Genomic DNA, 15,737 nt, shown 5'->3' with positions numbered 1-15,737 from the left:
GCCGCCGACCCGGACGGCGGCGGCTGCCGACACGCTCGGTGGATGAGAGCGGCGTCCCAGGACCCGCCCGGCGGGTGGGAGTGATCGACCGGTCTGCCCTAGGCTTGCCGCTCATGAGCAGTGCCGCCGCATTCTCGTACGCCCCTCTGCTGCCGACCGGCCCGGACCAGACGGACTATCGCCTGGTCACCGACGAGGGCGTGGACGTCGTACACGGCCCGGGAGGCCGCCGGTTCCTCACCGTGGAGCCGGCCGCGCTCACCGCGCTGACCGCCGAGGCGATGCACGACATCGCGCACTTCCTGCGCCCCGCGCACCTGGCGCAACTGCGGGCGATCATCGACGACCCGGCCGCCTCACCGAACGACCGGTTCGTCGCGCTGGATCTGCTGCGCAACGCCAACATCGCCGCCGGTGGTGTCCTGCCGATGTGCCAGGACACCGGCACCGCCATCGTCATGGGCAAGCGCGGTCGGCACGTGCTGACCGACGGCGCCGACGCCGAGGCCATCTCCCGGGGCGTCTACCAGGCGTATACCAAGCTCAATTTGCGCTATTCCCAGCTCGCCCCGCTGACCATGTGGGACGAGCGGAACACCGGCAGCAACCTGCCCGCCCAGGTGGAGCTGTACGCCGAGGACCCGGACGGGCACCCCGACGCGTACAAGTTCCTGTTCATGGCCAAGGGTGGCGGCTCGGCCAACAAGTCGTACCTCTACCAGGAGACGAAGGCGCTGCTGAATCCGACGCGGATGATGCAGTTCCTGGAGGAGAAGCTGCGGCTGATCGGCACCGCCGCCTGCCCGCCGTACCACCTGGCCATCGTCATCGGTGGCACCTCCGCCGAGTACGCCCTGAAGACCGCGAAGTACGCCAGCGCCAAATATCTCGACGCGCTGCCGACCTCGGGCTCGATGAGCGCGCACGGCTTCCGCGACCTGGAGCTGGAGGCGGAGGTGCTGGAGTTGACCCGTAACTTCGGCATCGGCGCGCAGTTCGGTGGGCGGTACTTCTGCCACGACGTACGGGTGGTCCGGTTGCCCCGGCACGGCGCGTCCTGCCCGGTGGCGATCGCCGTCTCCTGCTCGGCGGACCGCCAGGCCGTCGCCAAGATCACCCCGTCGGGTGTGTGGCTGGAGCGACTGGAGACCGACCCGGCGCGGTTCCTGCCCGACGTCACCGACGACTCGCTCGACGCCGAGCTGGTCGTCCGGGTCGACCTGAACCGACCCATGGACGAGATCCGCGCGGAGCTGTCGAAGTACCCGGTGAAGACGCGCCTCTCGCTCTCCGGCCCGCTGGTGGTCGCCCGGGACATCGCCCACGCCAAGATCGCCGAGCGGTTGGACGCCGGTGAGCCGATGCCGCAGTACCTGCGCGACCACGCGGTCTACTACGCCGGCCCGGCGAAGACCCCCGAGGGGTACGCGTCCGGCTCGTTCGGCCCGACCACCGCCGGCCGGATGGACGCCTACGTGGAGAAGTTCCAGGCCGCCGGCGGCTCGCACGTGATGCTGGCCAAGGGCAACCGCTCGGGCCAGGTGACCCGCTCCTGCCAGCAGCACGGCGGCTTCTACCTCGGCTCGATCGGCGGCCCCGCCGCCCGCCTCGCCCAGGACTGCATCAAGCACGTCGAGGTGCTCGAATACGCGGAGCTGGGCATGGAGGCGGTCTGGAAGATCGAGGTGGAGGACTTCCCCGCCTTCATCGTGGTCGACGACAAGGGCAACGACTTCTTCGCCGAGGTCACCAAGCCGGTCCTCACCGTCGGCCGCCGCTGACCCGACACCTACGCGAAAGGGCGCCGGACGAATCCGTCCGGCGCCCTTCCCGTCGTCCGTGCTCTGCCGACATCGGTGCGCCCACCCCTGAGGTGGGGCGGGCGCACCGCCCCCGTCGGATGTCGTCACCGACAACCCAGCGTGAGTCTGCTGTGCCCCGCTGTCGATCCACTCTCAGATCACTATCGCCTGACCGAGGCGATCCGTTACCGCCGGACTACTCTGCTGGAAGTTGCGGCATTGAAGCGGGGGAGCAGATGCGGTTCGGGATCCTGGGGCCCCTGCGGGTCGGCGGTGGCGAGTCCACTGTCACCGCCGGACGCGACCGGATCGTGCTGGCCATGCTGCTGTTGCGGCCCGGCCGGCTGGTGCCTGTGGACGAGCTGGTCGACGCGGTGTGGGAGGACAAGCCACCAGCCACCGCCCGCGCCCAACTACAGACCTGCGTGTCGCGGTTGCGTCGCCGATTCACCGAGCTGGGGCTCGCCCCGGAGACCATCGTCACCGACCCGGTGGGGTACGGCGTGCGCACCGCCTCGAACGACCTGGACGCCGAGGTCTTCGCCCGGGGCGTGGAGGTGGCCCGAGCCGCCGCCACCGCGGGTCGGCTGGTCGACGCCCGAGCCGAATTCCGCGCCGCCCTGTCGTTGTGGCGGGGGCCGGCGCTCGGCGGAATTCCGAGCAGGAGTGTCCGCCGGCGTGCGCAGGCACTCGACGAGCAGCGCCTCACCGCGCTGGAGGAGTGCGTCGACGTCGAACTGCGCCTTGGTCGGGCAGCCGAGCTGATCGAGGAACTGGCGGAGAGCGTCGACCGGCATCCGTTGCGGGAGCGCCTGCGAGGTCAACTCATGCTGGCGCTGTCCTCGGTCGGGCGCCAGGCCGACGCGCTCGCGGTCTACCGGGAGGGTCGGCGGTTCTACGCCGACGAGCTGGGCATCGAGCCGGGCGCCGAGTTGCAGGAGCTGCACCAGCGGGTGCTCGCCGGTGATCTGGCCCTGGCCGGTCGGGAAGACCGACCGATCGCCCCGGTCCGCTCGCTGCCCCGGGCGATCGGCGACTTCACCGGCCGGCAGCAGACGCTGGCCCGCCTGGTCAAGGAGGTGGAGGCCGGCGCCCGGATCCAGCTCATCGACGGCATGGCGGGCAGCGGCAAGACCGCCCTCGCGGTGCATCTCGCCACCGCTCTGGCGGACGACTACCCGGACGCCCAGCTCTACATCGACCTGCACGGGCACAGCGAACGCACCCCGTTGGCACCGGCCGCCGCGCTGGCCACGCTGCTGCGGCAGCTCGGTGTCCCCGCCGATCGGGTGCCGACGAACCTGGACGACCGACTGGCGCTCTGGCGCACCGAGCTGGCTGGCCGGCGGGCCGTGCTGGTGTTGGACAACGCGGCCACGGCGGACCAGGTGACACCTCTGCTACCCAACGGCTCGCAGTGCCTGATCCTGATCACCAGCCGTCGCCGGCTGGTCGGCGTGGACGAGGGACGACCGTCGTCGCTACCCGTGCTCGACGGCGACGAGGCGGTCGAACTGCTCGGCCGGGTGGTCGGCATGGACCGGGTGGCGGCGGAGCCGGAAGCGGCTGCCGAGGTGGTCCGACGCTGCGGCCACCTGCCTCTCGCCATCCGCCTGGCCGGTGCCCGACTGGCGCACCGACCCCGGTGGCGAATCGCCGACCTTTCCGAGCGGCTGAGCACCCGACCGGATCCATTGGCCGAGTTCGAAGCGGGCGAACGGTCTGTCGGTCGCGCCTTCGCCCTGTCGTACGCCCAGGTGTCGTCGGCCGCGCAGCGGGCGTTCCGGCTGCTGGGCCTGCATCCGGGGGTACGGTTCGACAGCTCGGTTGCCGCCGCTCTCGCTAAGCTGCCCCTGCCCGACGCGCAGGACCTCCTGGACGAGTTGGTGGACGCGCACCTGGTGGAGGAGTCGGAGCCAGGCCGGTATCGGCTGCACGACCTGGTCCGGGAGTACGCGCGGACGCTGGTGGCCGAGCCGGAGCGGGCGGTGGAGCGGCGGGGCGGCATCGAGCGCCTGCTCGACCACCACCTGCACGTCGCGACGGCGATCGCCCGGACGACGGAACTCTCCTCGGGCCACTCACTGATCGTGGTGGCGGAGCCGGCCCGCCCTGACCTGGTTGCGATCGTTGCCGAGCAGGGTCGAGCCTGGCTCGACGAAAACCTGGCCCTGTGGACCGCCCTATGCCGGCTGGCGGAGACCGAGGGGTTCCTCCAGCACTGCTGGCAGTTGGCGAGGGCCTGCTGGCACGCCCAGTTCGAGAGCGGTCGCCTGGACGAGTTGATCGAGACGCACTCCGCGGGACTGCGCGCGGCCGAGGAGTTGGGCGACGACCGGGCGGTGGCGACCATGCTCAACTACCTGGCCTCGGCCCACTATCGGCTGGGTGATTTTCCTGAGTCGATCCGGGTGATGGAGAGGTCGCTCGAAATCTTCCGCCAACTCGGTCTGCGGTACGCGTTCCGCAACACCCTCGGCAACCTGGGCACCTCGTACGCCGCCAACTTCGAGTTCCGCCGGGCCCAGGAGTGCTACGACGAAGCCAGGGCGCTGGCGACGCGGCTGCGGGACAAGGAGGCGCTGGCGAACGAACTCAACAACCTCTCGATGACCCTGCTGCTCTGGGGACGGTACGACGAGGCGCTGCGCACCGCTCGACGGCACCTGGGGATCGCCCGCGAGGTCGGCGACCCGCGTCGGATCGGCAACGCCCTCGGGCACCTCGGGATGATCCGGCATCGGATGGGTGACGTGGTGCCGGCAGGCCGGTTGCTGCGGGTGGCACTGCGCGTCAAGCGACAGGTGGGTGCCCGGTTCGGCGAAGGTGAGGTGCTGAACGAGATCGGGGTCATGGAACGGGAGGCCGGCCGCCCGGAACGGGCCGCCGACCTGCACCGCGCGGCGCTCGTCGCAATGACCGAGGTGGGGGACCGCATCGCCCAGTGCGGCTCGCGCAACCAACTGGCTCGGGCCATCCTGGATCAGGGGGACGTGGCCAGCGCGCTCGACCTGCATCGTCGGGTGCTCGCCGATGCCACCGGGCTGGCTTGCCGGCACGAGCAGGGCCGGGCGCTGGAGGGCATCGGCCGCTGCCTGCTCACGACCGACCCGGCGGCGGGGCGTGCACACCTGACCCGCGCGCTGGCGCTGTTCCGGCAGATCGACTCGCCGAACCAACACGAGGTGCAACGGCTGCTCGCCGAGTTGGGCTGACGGATCATCTGCGGGTCGGCCACGGGCGCGGCAGGATGGTACGCGTGACGACTCCAGAGGCGACCGGTTACCGCATCGAACGCGACTCGATGGGCGAGGTGGAGGTGCCCGCCGAGGCGCTGTGGCGGGCGCAGACCCAGCGTGCGGTGCAGAACTTCCCCATTTCCGGCCGGGGTCTCGAACCGGCCCAGATCAAGGCCCTCGCCCAGATCAAGGGCGCGGCGGCCGAGGTCAACGGCGAGCTGGGCGTGATCGACGCCAACGTGGCCGCCGCTATCGCGGCCGCCGCCGCGCACGTCGCCGACGGTGGTTACGACGACCAGTTCCCGGTGGACGTGTTCCAGACCGGCTCGGGCACCTCGTCGAACATGAACACCAACGAGGTGATCGCCACCCTGGCGGGCCGTGAGCTGGGCTCACCGGTGCACCCGAACGACCACGTCAACGCCTCCCAGTCGAGCAACGACGTCTTCCCGTCGTCGATCCACCTGGCGGCCACCCAGTTCATCGTCGAGGATCTGCTGCCGTCGCTGGCGCACCTGGCGTCGGCGCTGGAGGCCAAGTCGGCGGAGTTCGAGACGGTGGTCAAGGCCGGGCGTACGCACCTGATGGACGCCACACCGGTCACCCTCGGGCAGGAGTTCGGTGGTTACGCCGCCCAGGTCCGCTACGGGATCGAACGGCTGGAGGGCGCGCTGCCCCGACTGGCCGAGCTGCCGTTGGGCGGCACCGCCGTGGGCACCGGGATCAACACCCCGCTCGGCTTCGCCGCCGCCGTGATCGAAAAGCTGCGCGAGTCGACCGGGCTGCCGCTGACCGAGGCGCGCAACCACTTCGAGGCGCAGGGCGCGCGGGACGCGCTGGTGGAGACCTCCGGGCAGCTCCGGACCCTGGCGGTCGGCCTCTACAAGATCGCCAACGACATCCGCTGGATGGGATCCGGCCCTCGCGCCGGCCTGCGGGAACTGCGCATCCCGGACCTCCAACCCGGCTCGTCGATCATGCCGGGCAAGGTCAACCCGGTGGTCGCCGAAGCGATGCGGCAGGTCTGTGCCCAGGTGATCGGCAACGACGCGGCGGTCGGGTTCGCCGGCTCGCAGGGCGACTTCGAGCTGAACGTGATGCTCCCCGTGATGGGCCGCAACCTGCTGGAGTCGATCCGGCTGCTCTCGGCGGTGAGCCGGCTCTTCGCCGACCGGCTGGTGGTCGGCCTGGTCGCGGACGCCGAGGTCTGCCTGGCGTACGCCGAGGGCTCACCGTCGATCGTCACCCCGCTCAACCGCTACCTGGGGTACGACGAAGCCGCGTCGATCGCCAAGGAGGCGCTGGCCAAGCAGACCTCCATCCGCGAGGTGGTGATCTCCCGGGGCCACGTCGACTCCGGCAAGCTCACCGAGACCCAGTTGGACGAGACGTTGGACCTGCTCCGGATGACCCACCCCTGACCCGCCCTGCTCAACGGAGGTGCCGCGGCCTCGCCCAGCCGAGGAAGCGGGTGAAGAGCGCGGCGGGGTCCGGGCCGTCGTGCGGGTTCAGGCGGTACAGGTCGGCAGCCGCCTCGTGCAGGACCGTGCACAGGTAGATGCTCAACCCGACCCGGTCGTGCGCGTACTCCCGACACAGGGTGAGTCGGGCGACCGGGCACGGCCAGGGCGCGGCGCAGACCCGGCAGAGCCACAGCGGGCGCAGGGCCAGGTGCTGTCGACGTGGACTCGCGGCGCTGTCGGCCGGGGTGGTCCCTGACATGCGGCGGCTTTCCTTTCGACCTGAATCGTTTGTGGCATCACCACGCCCTCCGCTCGCCCCGGCCTGCCCCAAGATCGCGCTCGATCCTGGATGTAGTGGCTTCCAAGCGCCAGGACCCCACTGTTTCCACGATCGAGCAGGATCTCGCGCGGCGGGCGTGGGAGGGGCCTGGGCGTGGGCCTGGGTCGTGGGTGTGGTCGGGGCGGACGGCGTGGTCGGGGCTGTCGGGGAGGTGGGACCGCCCGGCACGGGGGAGCGGGCGGTCCCGTGCGGCGCCGGCAGATCCCGGGGGACGGGGAGCGGTGCCGCGCTTCACAGTCTGGTGATCAGGCGACTACGGTCGGAAGGGTTTGGCCGCGTCGTCATAGTCGCCCTGTTTCGGGTGGCACCGCCGCTGGCGGCCGGCTGGAGATGATCGTCGGCGGGGTGGAGGGCGGCACGGCATGGCCGATGGACAGATGACGGCGGCGGCGTTCCTGATCGCGGAGCTGCGCCGGGCGCGGGTCCGACGCGGCTGGAGTCAGGACGAGCTGGCCAAGGCGGTGAACTACTCGGCGTCGATGGTGAGCGCCGTCGAGTTGGGCCAGCAGCCGCCCACCGCCAAGTACCTGGAACTGGTCGACCGCGCCCTGGAAACCGGCGGCCTCTTCGGCCGCATGTCCACCGAACTGGTCAGCCTGGACCGGGCGCAGCCCTGGCTGCGCGGCTGGCGTGCGATCCTCGCGGAGGCGCGGGCGCTGCGATGGTTCGACCCGCTGCATGTCCCCGGGCTGCTGCAAACCGAAGGCTATGCCCGCGCCATCTTCGAGTCAGACCGACTGCTCGACGCCGATGAGGTCGAGCGTCGCCTGGCGGATCGGATGGACAGCCAGCGGGTCCTCTACGAAGATCGCCCGCCGCATGTGGTTGCGGTGCTTGACGAGTCGGTGCTGAGGCGACGCGTCGGCGGTCGGAAGGTCATGTCCGAGCAGTCGCTGCACCTGGCGCGCTTGGCGACCGAGCATCCGCGGGTTCAGCTCCATGTGGTGCCTCGCTCGGCCGAGGAGTATCCCGGTCTGAACGGGCCGTTCATCCTTGCCACCGTGGACGACCATAGCGATCTTGCATACCTCGGTGGCCAGATCGGCGGCCAGGAACTCGATCGACCTGCCGATCTGTTGCGTCTACAACGGACCTGGGAAGCTACCCTCGGGCAGGCGTTGCCACCGCAGGAGTCGATCGAGTTGCTGAGGGAAGTGGCAGAGTCGTGGAGTTGACCCGAGCCCGGTGGCGTAAGAGCAGCCGGAGTGGTTCCAACGACCAGTGCGTCGAGGTGGCGACGAATCTGGGGGACGTGGTCGGGGTGCGGGACAGTAAGGACTCGGACGGGCCCGTGCTCGTTGTCGACGCGTACTCCTGGCGGCTCTTCGTGGGCGCGCCCCCGCGCTGACCCGACCGCCTCGCCCGCGACGGCGGTCGGGGGTTGCCGCGCCGATCGGGTAAAGGGGTCGACGGGGTCCTGAGCGGGACGGATGATCCCGGCTATGGGTGACGATGGCGCGGGTGTGCCGGCGGGGACGGAGCGGTTGCGGTTGCGGCGGCTGACCATGGCTGACGTGGACGCGCTGGTCGAGCTGGACAGCGACCCCGAGGTGATGCGGTTCCTCACCGGCGGCGTGGCGACCCCGCCGGCCACCGTGCGGGACGAGCAGTTGCCGAGGCTGCTGGCCCAGTACGAGCGGCATCCCGGGCTGGGTCGGTGGGCGGCGCACGACCGGGAGTCCGACGAGTTTCTCGGCTGGTTCGCGCTGGACCCGTCGACGGACGGCACCGAGGCCGAGTTGGGCTACCGGTTGCGTCGCTCGGCGTGGGGGCGAGGGTTGGCGACCGAGGGGTCGCGGGCGTTGGTCCGGTACGCCTTCGACACGGTCGGGGTGCGGCGGGTCTGGGCCGAGACGATGACGGTCAACGAACGGTCCCGGCGGGTGATGGCGAAGGCGGGGCTGCGCTACGTGCGGACCTTCCACCTCCAGTGGGACGACCCGATCCCGGGCACCGAGCGGGGCGAGGTGGAGTACGAGTTGCGGGCCGAGGAGTGGGCGGTGGTCGGTCAGGAGCGTCCGGCCGCCCGTCGGGCGCGGTAGGCGGTCACCGCCGCGCGGTTGCCGCAGCCGGCCTCGCAGAACCGTCGGGACCTGTTGCGGGACAGGTCGACGACCACGTTGTCGCAGTCCGGGTATTCGCAGATCCGCAGCCGGCTCAGCTCCCGTGCGCGGACCAGGTCGGCGATCGCCATGGCGGCCTCGACCGCGATCCGGGTGGCCAGCGGCGCGTCGCGGGGGACGGCGTGCAGGTGGTACGGCTCGTCGTCGTGCTCGATCAGCTGGGGCAGCGCCTTGTGTTCCAGCAGCAGGCCGTTGACCACCGCGACGATCTCGGGTGGCTCGGAATACCAGATGCGGCGCAGTTGGGGCCGCAGCTCCCGGACGGCGTGCAACTCGGCGTCGGTGTGCTCGTGCCGCCCGCTGTAGGCGTGGCGGACGAAGAACGCGTCCAGCGCCGCGACGTCGGGCAGCAGCTCGCCGTCCCGGCCCGCGGTGTTGACCAGCGCGGCGGCGGCGATCAGCGAACATTCGGTGTCATGAGCGAATAGCAACTTGACTCCTGTCATGGCTTCCGCCTAGCGTCATCAGCACAAGGATAGTTTGCTCATGACACGGTGCCCATCCCGAGGAGCGCGACATGCACTCACGACCTGCTGCCGGCGTCGGACTGGCGCTGCTCTCCGCAGTCACCTTCGCCACCTCCGGCACCTTCGCGCGATCGCTCATCGAGGCCGGCTGGTCGGCCGAGTCCGCGGTGATCGCCCGGGTCGGCGTGGCCGCCCTGGTGCTGGCGATCCCCGCCCTACTGTCGCTGCGGGGCAGGTGGGACGTGCTGCGGAGCAACGTCACGGCCATCGGGCTGTTCGGGCTCCTCGGGGTGGCGCTGGCCCAGGTGTGCTTCTTCAACGCCGTGCGCTACCTGCCGGTCGGTGTCGCGCTGCTGCTGGAATACCTCGGCATCATCCTCGTCGTGGTCTGGATGTGGCTGCGACACGGGCAGCCTCCCCGCCGGCTCACCGTCGCCGGGTCGGTGGCCGCGCTGGCCGGGTTGGCGTTCGTGCTCGACCTCGCCGGGACCGCCGACTTCCACCCGGTGGGCGTGCTCTGGGGGTTGGGCGCGGCGTTCGGCCTGGCCGGGTACTTCGTGCTCGCCGGCCGGGTCGACCCACGACTGCCCTCGGTCGCCATGGCCAGCGGCGGAATGGCCGTCGGCGCCGCCGTGCTGCTCCTCATCGGGCTGACCGGCCTGCTGCCGCTGCAAGCGACCTTCGGCGAGGTCACCTTCGGCGGGCAGCCCACCAGCTGGTTGGTGCCCATCGCCGGGCTCTCGCTGGTGGCCGCCGTCGTCGCGTACCTGGCCGGCATCGCCGGCACCCGGATCCTCGGCCCCCGACTGTCGTCGTTCGTCGGACTGACCGAGGTGCTCTTCGCGGTGCTGATCGCGTGGCTGTTCCTCGATGAGTTGCCCACGGGGTGGCAGCTGTTCGGCGGTGTGCTGATCGTCGCCGGTGTCGCCCTGGTACGCCTCGACGAGCTGCGCGGATCGCCGTCGACGCCCGCGCCGGCCACCCCCGAGCCCGAGCTGGCGCTCGACGGTCGGTGAGGTGGGCGGTTGGTTGTGCGGGTTGGTCCCGGGCGGTTCTGCGGTGCGCCTGCTCGCGCTGCGGGACGCCCGGCGGTCGGTGAGAGAGTGACGTCGTGCTGACCACTGTGGTGTTCGACGCCGACGAGACACTGCTGGACCTGCGGCCCGCGGTGACCGGCGGGCTGGTGGCCGTCCTCGACGAGATGCGGCGACGCGCCCCGGCGGCGGCGGCCGGGGTGACGCTCGCCGAGCTGGAGTCGGACTGGGACGCGGTCTTCGGCGACCTGACGGCCGCCCCGGTGATGGAGATCCGGCGCGCCGCGCTGGCCCGATCGTTGACCCGCGCCGCGCTCGCCGACCACCTGGACGAGATCGCGGAACTGTTCTTCGCCCGCCGGTTCGCCCTCACCCGACCGTTCCCGGACGTGCCGTCGGCGCTGGCCACGCTGCGCGGCCGGTACACCCTTGGTTTCGCCACCAACGGCAACAGCCGCGCCGAACGGTGCGGGCTCGCCGGTGAGTTCGCCTTCGAGCTGTACGCGCACGAGAACGGCCTGCCCAAAAAGCCGGCCCCGGAGTTCTACGCGGCCGTGGTGGCGGCGGCCGGGGTGCCAGCCGGGCAGATCGTGTACGTCGGTGACTCCTGGGAGCACGACGTGATGGCACCTCAGCGTGCCGGCCTGCGATCGGTGTGGCTGAACCGGCTCGGTCTGCCTCGTCCGTCCGACGGCACACCCGATGTCGAGGTGTCGAGCATGGCCGACCTGCCGGCCGCGCTCGCGGGTCTGAGGGTCGAGCCGAACAGCGCCAGCGCTCTCGGCGCTCGTGCCGACGTGGCCGACGCGGCTGACGCGGCCGACGCGGCTGACGCGGCCGACGCGGCCGACGCGGCCGACGCGGCCGACGCGCAGGTCTAACTGACGGGATTCACGTCCATAACGGGCGTTCAGCTGGCGTAAATCGGAACGTTGTTGTGTGATGGCTGCCACGTCCCTCAACGAGAGGATCTGATGTGGTGAGCAAGCGCTTCACCGCCCGTACCGTCGCGACTGCGGCAGTGCTGGCACTTACGGCTGCGGGGCTCGGTATGCCGGCCGACGCCGCGCCAAGCAGTTCTCGCACCTTCACCGTTGTCGCCGAGGATGGCGTCGCCGCCGACACGGCCGTCGCCGCGATCAAGGCAGCCGGCGGCACGGTGGTGTCCCGGTCCGACGAGGTCGGCATGTTCCAGGTCAGCAGCGATCGGGCTGACTTCGCGGCCAGGGCGACCGCCGCGCCGACGCTGATCGGCGCCGCCGAGCAGAAGGCCATCGGCCGCAAGCCGAAGCTGGACCGGGTCGAGCAGGAGAACCTGACGGCCGCTGCCGGGGCTCGTGCTGCCGGCGCCGCCGCGAAGAAGGGCGCCAAGCTCGATCCGCTCGATGACAAGCTCTGGGGCCTGGAGATGATCCAGGCCGACAAGGCCCGCAAGATCGAGCCGGGCGACCGTCGGGTCACCGTCGGCGTCATCGACACTGGCGTCGACGCCAGCAACCCGGACATCGCGCCGAACTTCAACTGGTCGCTGTCGCGCAACTTCGCGCCGGACCTGACCGACCTGGACGGCCCGTGTGAGGTGGCGAGCTGCCTCGACCCGGTCGGCACCGACGACGGCGGGCACGGCACCCACGTGGCCGGCACCATCGGCGCCGCTGCCAACGGATTCGGTCTCTCCGGTGTCGCCCCGAACGTCTCGCTGGTCGAACTCAAGGGTGGCCAGGACTCGGGCTACTTCTTCCTCGACCCGGTGGTCAACGCCCTGGTCTACGCCGGCCGGTCCGGGATCGACGTGGTCAACATGTCGTTCTACGTGGACCCGTGGCTCTACAACTGCACCGCCAACCCGGCCGACTCGCCGGAGGACCAGGCCGAGCAGCGGGCCATCATCAAGGCGATGAAGCGTGCGCTGATCTTCGCGCACGACAAGGGCGTCACCCTCGTCGGCGCGCTCGGCAACAACAACGAGGACCTGGGCGCACCCCGTACCGACGTCACGAGCCCGGACTACGGTGCCGACCCGTACCCCCGGCCGATCGACAACGAGAGCTGCTGGGACCTGCCCACCGAGGGCCCGCACGTGATCGGCGTGTCGTCGGTCGGCCCGTCCGGCAAGAAGTCGGACTTCTCCAACTACGGCACCGAGCAGATCTCGGTCGCCGCGCCGGGTGGTTGGTTCCGGGACGGCTTCGGCACGGACACCTACCGCGCCGACGCCAACATGATCCTCTCCTCCTACCCGAAGCATGTGCTTCAGGAGGAAGGATCGGTCGACGCTGACGGCAACATCGTCGCCGGCTTCGAGAACTCGGTCTTCAAGCAGTGCAAGGCCAACGGTGAGTGCGGCTACTACACGTACCTCCAGGGCACCTCGATGGCGTCCCCGCACGCCGCCGGCGTCGCCGCGCTGATCGTCAGCCGGTACGGCAAGGCGCAGGGTCGGACCGGTTTCGGGATGTCGCCGGACCAGGTCGAGCAGCACCTCTACCGCACGGCCGCCGAGCACGCCTGCCCGGAGCCGCGCCTTCAGCAGTACCGCAACGAGGGCCGGGACGAGACCTACGACGCGTACTGCGCCGGTGGGGTCAACTTCAACGGCTTCTACGGCTACGGGATCGTCGACGCCTACGCGGCGGTGAAGACCCCGCTCAAGCCGAACGCCCGCCCGTAACGCACATCGCACTGTGGAGGTGGCCCTGCCGCCACCACCCTGCGGGGCCCGGTCGACACTCGTCGACCGGGCCCTGCGGTCGTCCGGGCCTGCCGCTCGTCGTCCCGGGTTCGTCGCTCTGACCTGAGTCATGATCGACTCGGCCTTCTTGAAGGCGCGGTGTCGGTGCCTGAGGGATAGCGCGGTTTCCAGAAACCCGAGTTGATCCTGGTCAACTGGGTGACCCCCGTCGCCATCCGCGGCTGACCAGCGCGTCGCGTACCTCCCGAAGCACCGCCGGGAACTCGCCATGCAGCCGTCGACTGGTCACGTGCAGGACCAACCAACCCGCGCCGGCCAGCTGATTCAGCCGACGACGGTCGCGGTGCAGTTGCTCCGCGTCGGAGTGCCACGTCCCGTCGTACTCCACCGCTATCCGGTATTGCGGCCAGGCCAGATCGGGGTGCATGACAACGCCGACGGGCAGGCGTATCGGATGTTGAACCGCCGGGCGCGGTAGCCCGCCCAGCACCAACCGCACGCGTAGGTGTGACTCCGGCGGAGACTCGGCTCCACCGTCGGCCAGGTCGAACACCCAGCGCGCTCGCCGCCCACCCGGTCGGTCAGCATTGCGGGCAGCCACGGCCGCCAGGGTGTCGCGATCGGCCAGCCCCTGCCCGAGCAGCGAGTCGACGATGGCGACTGCCCGGACCGGGTCGAGCCAGACGGCCGTCTCCCAGGCCGCCCGCCCGGGGTCGGATCGGGGGATCGGGAGGTCCCGATCGGTGAGGTCCCGATCCCTGAGCCGGGACGTGCTGGCCGCAGCCCAGCCATCGCCTCGACCGGCCGTCACCATGCCCACTGCTCCGACGGGGACCACGGCCGGGCGGGACAGGTGCCGTGCTGGGCGCGGTGACACTCCACCAGCAGGTGGGCGCGTGGCTCCCGTAGGGCGCGCTGCATCACGTGGACTTCCTGCGCCCAACGGACGGCCTGCGTCCGGCGTTCGTCCTGTGTCTGGCGGTCGGCCTGCGTCCGGTGGCCGGCCTGCGGCTGGCGGTCGCCCTGCGTCCGGCGATCGTCCGGTGCCTCGTGGTCGTCCTGTGTCTGGCGGTCGGCCTACGTTCGGTGGCCGGCCTGCGGCTGATGGTTGTCTTGTGCCTGGCAGTCGTCGCGTGGTGGGTGGGGGCGAGGTCGGCTCCGGCAGTCCGTTCGACATGAGAGGGGTGATGGCGTTGACGTGCACGCTGAGGCCGCGCTGGGGGCCGACCCGCAGCGATCGGGGCACGAGGACGTGCACATCGTCGGTGAAGCTCGCGGCGTGCTGGACGCCGTGCAGGTAGGCGGCGGACGGGCCGCCGACCACCACTCCGGGCGGTAGTCGGAGCAGGGCGGCGCGACACACGAGGGCGTGGTCCCGCTCCAGCCGGGAATCGGCGTAGATGTCGTGACGCAACCGCACCCAGGCGGAGCTGCGCAGCTGATGTTCGGTGAGCAGGCCCTCCCGGACCGCGTCGGAGCCGCGGAAGACCTGCCAGGTCAGGGCATCGGGGCGATGCGGACGTGGTGGCATACCGAGCAGCCTGCCGACCACCGGTCGACCATCGAAACCCCTGTGGACAACCCGGCCTGCGCGTGCCGCCGGACCTGTGGACAACCACGAATCCGCCTGCCGATCGTGCTATTACACCGGCCGAGTCCACCGACTTATCCGGCATCGGGGCGGCTGACGGACGGTGATCCACTCGCGTTTCTGAATGTCGGGCGGTCGTTGGCCCTGGGATACCGCGATTTCCATGAACCCGAGTCGATCAAACCGTGGCGCGCGGCGATGAGGCGGAGGGCGGTCGTGAGGCGGGGTGGTGGGCGGTGGGGTGGCGGCCGGGGGTCAGCTGAGGGCGGTGGTGACGGCTCGGGCGGCGGCCAGCACCTGCGGGCCGATCGTGTCGAAGTCCAGCGGGGCGAGCGCGACCACGCCGACGCTGGCCTCCAGGCCGGGTACGCCGAGCACCGGCGCGGCCACCCCGTACGCCCCGGCCTGCAATTCGCCGCTGCTGCTGACCGGTGCTGCCCGGCCGGCTCGCCCGGCCAGGATCGCCCGGCCCGCGGCTCCCCGGTCCAGTGGATGCCGTGCCCCTGACCGGTACGCGACGTGGAACGACGTCCAACTCGGCTCGACCACGGCCAGGGCGACACCCTCCCCACCCTCGACGACGGTCAGGTGCGCGGTCGCGCCGGCCTGCTCGGCGAGGCGGCGTAGCGCGGGCAGCGCGCCCTCGGCGAGCAGCGGCTGGGCTCGTCGGGCCAGGTGCAGCAGCCCGGCGCCGAGGCGCAGTCGACCCTCGTCGTCGCGGCGCAGCATGCCGTGCCCGGTCAGTGCGCTGACCAGCCGATAGACCGCCGCACGGCCGATGCCGAGCCGATTCGCGGCCTCGGTGACGGTCAGACCGCCCGAGGCGTCCGCGACCAGGTGCAGCAGCCGTAACCCCCGGTCCAGCGTCTGCGACGTCTCGCCACTCCGCCCCACGGCCGCGTCAACCCGCCCCACACCGGCGTCGGGACGGTCGAAATTCACGTCGCCGCCAGCGCTGGACGGCCCGGGGGCGGCGTCGGCGGGTT

General features: G+C 71.0%; 14 protein-coding genes and 1 pseudogene. 11 read left to right on the top strand and 4 right to left on the bottom strand.

Translation table 11 applies throughout. From position 1 onward, the window contains the following. Nucleotides 1-113 precede the first annotated feature (113 nt). The 3 genes from AB0J33_RS10685 to AB0J33_RS10675 all read left to right on the top strand — a co-directional run bounded on the left by AB0J33_RS10685 (nt 114) and on the right by AB0J33_RS10675 (nt 6,462). On the top strand, nt 114-1,781 hold the full coding sequence (locus AB0J33_RS10685) for a fumarate hydratase (RefSeq protein ID WP_363612061.1): 1,668 nt from the start codon (nt 114-116) through the stop codon (nt 1,779-1,781). Nucleotides 1,782-2,038: 257 nt separating this feature from the next. Continuing rightward, the gene (locus tag AB0J33_RS10680; protein WP_363612059.1) at nt 2,039-5,017 is read left to right on the top strand and encodes a BTAD domain-containing putative transcriptional regulator; all 2,979 of its coding nucleotides are present in this window, start codon (nt 2,039-2,041) and stop codon (nt 5,015-5,017) included. Nucleotides 5,018-5,052: 35 nt separating this feature from the next. Further along, nucleotides 5,053-6,462: a class II fumarate hydratase gene (locus tag AB0J33_RS10675; RefSeq protein WP_363612057.1), complete on the top strand. Its 1,410-nt coding sequence runs from the start codon at nt 5,053-5,055 to the stop codon at nt 6,460-6,462. Nucleotides 6,463-6,472: 10 nt separating this feature from the next. On the opposite strand, the gene AB0J33_RS10670 is transcribed toward AB0J33_RS10675, so the two are convergent. Continuing rightward, nucleotides 6,473-6,763 (bottom strand): hypothetical protein, encoded by a 291-nt coding sequence (locus tag AB0J33_RS10670; RefSeq protein WP_363612055.1) that lies wholly within the window; start codon nt 6,761-6,763, stop codon nt 6,473-6,475. A gap of 443 nt (nt 6,764-7,206) precedes the next feature. On the opposite strand from AB0J33_RS10670, the gene AB0J33_RS10665 reads away from it, so the two are divergent. From AB0J33_RS10665 to AB0J33_RS10655, 3 genes are all read left to right on the top strand, one after another. Next, nucleotides 7,207-8,019 (top strand): helix-turn-helix transcriptional regulator, encoded by an 813-nt coding sequence (locus AB0J33_RS10665; protein WP_363612053.1) that lies wholly within the window; start codon nt 7,207-7,209, stop codon nt 8,017-8,019. Beyond that, nucleotides 8,010-8,192 carry a DUF397 domain-containing protein gene (locus tag AB0J33_RS10660; protein ID WP_238658740.1) on the top strand — a complete coding sequence of 61 codons (183 nt, stop codon included), beginning with the start codon at nt 8,010-8,012 and terminating at the stop codon, nt 8,190-8,192. The genes AB0J33_RS10665 and AB0J33_RS10660 overlap by 10 nt, the downstream gene beginning before the upstream one ends. A 94-nt stretch (nt 8,193-8,286) precedes the next feature. Continuing rightward, nucleotides 8,287-8,886, top strand: coding sequence for a GNAT family N-acetyltransferase (locus AB0J33_RS10655; RefSeq protein ID WP_363612051.1), 600 nt, complete (start codon nt 8,287-8,289; stop codon nt 8,884-8,886). Here AB0J33_RS10655 and AB0J33_RS10650 read toward each other — a convergent pair. Next, entirely contained in the window at nt 8,853-9,398 is a 546-nt protein-coding gene (locus AB0J33_RS10650; protein ID WP_363612388.1) for a CGNR zinc finger domain-containing protein, read from the bottom strand. The two genes, AB0J33_RS10655 and AB0J33_RS10650, sit on opposite strands and share 34 nt — an antisense overlap. A gap of 86 nt (nt 9,399-9,484) precedes the next feature. On the opposite strand from AB0J33_RS10650, the gene AB0J33_RS10645 reads away from it, so the two are divergent. From AB0J33_RS10645 to AB0J33_RS10635, 3 genes and pseudogenes are all read left to right on the top strand, one after another. Beyond that, nucleotides 9,485-10,450, top strand: coding sequence for a DMT family transporter (locus AB0J33_RS10645; RefSeq protein WP_363612049.1), 966 nt, complete (start codon nt 9,485-9,487; stop codon nt 10,448-10,450). A gap of 95 nt (nt 10,451-10,545) precedes the next feature. Continuing rightward, nucleotides 10,546-11,211, top strand: a pseudogene (locus AB0J33_RS10640) (HAD family hydrolase); the annotation flags it as partial. 236 nt (nt 11,212-11,447) lie between these two features. Next, the gene (locus AB0J33_RS10635) at nt 11,448-13,139 is read left to right on the top strand and encodes a S8 family serine peptidase (RefSeq protein ID WP_363612047.1); all 1,692 of its coding nucleotides are present in this window, start codon (nt 11,448-11,450) and stop codon (nt 13,137-13,139) included. 211 nt (nt 13,140-13,350) lie between these two features. Here the strand turns inward: AB0J33_RS10635 and AB0J33_RS10630 are convergent, their stop codons facing one another. Then, nucleotides 13,351-13,974: a DUF559 domain-containing protein gene (locus tag AB0J33_RS10630; RefSeq protein WP_363612045.1), complete on the bottom strand. Its 624-nt coding sequence runs from the start codon at nt 13,972-13,974 to the stop codon at nt 13,351-13,353. Between the two features lie 110 nt (nt 13,975-14,084). Here AB0J33_RS10630 and AB0J33_RS10625 point away from each other — a divergent pair, with 110 nt between their 5' ends. Together AB0J33_RS10625 and AB0J33_RS10620 are read left to right on the top strand one after the other, a co-directional pair. After that, nucleotides 14,085-14,339 carry a hypothetical protein gene (locus AB0J33_RS10625; protein WP_363612043.1) on the top strand — a complete coding sequence of 85 codons (255 nt, stop codon included), beginning with the start codon at nt 14,085-14,087 and terminating at the stop codon, nt 14,337-14,339. A gap of 19 nt (nt 14,340-14,358) precedes the next feature. Continuing rightward, the gene (locus tag AB0J33_RS10620; protein WP_354969166.1) at nt 14,359-14,499 is read left to right on the top strand and encodes a hypothetical protein; all 141 of its coding nucleotides are present in this window, start codon (nt 14,359-14,361) and stop codon (nt 14,497-14,499) included. 507 nt (nt 14,500-15,006) lie between these two features. On the opposite strand, the gene AB0J33_RS10615 is transcribed toward AB0J33_RS10620, so the two are convergent. Next, nucleotides 15,007-15,693, bottom strand: coding sequence for a helix-turn-helix domain-containing protein (locus AB0J33_RS10615; RefSeq protein ID WP_363612386.1), 687 nt, complete (start codon nt 15,691-15,693; stop codon nt 15,007-15,009). Between the last annotated feature and the right edge of the window lie 44 nt (nt 15,694-15,737).

This window comes from Micromonospora sp. NPDC049645, from assembly GCF_040675155.1.
Lineage (GTDB): Bacteria > Actinomycetota > Actinomycetes > Mycobacteriales > Micromonosporaceae > Micromonospora.
Note: the sequence above shows the minus strand (reverse complement) of the source record. Positions and strands in the feature narration are given on the sequence as shown.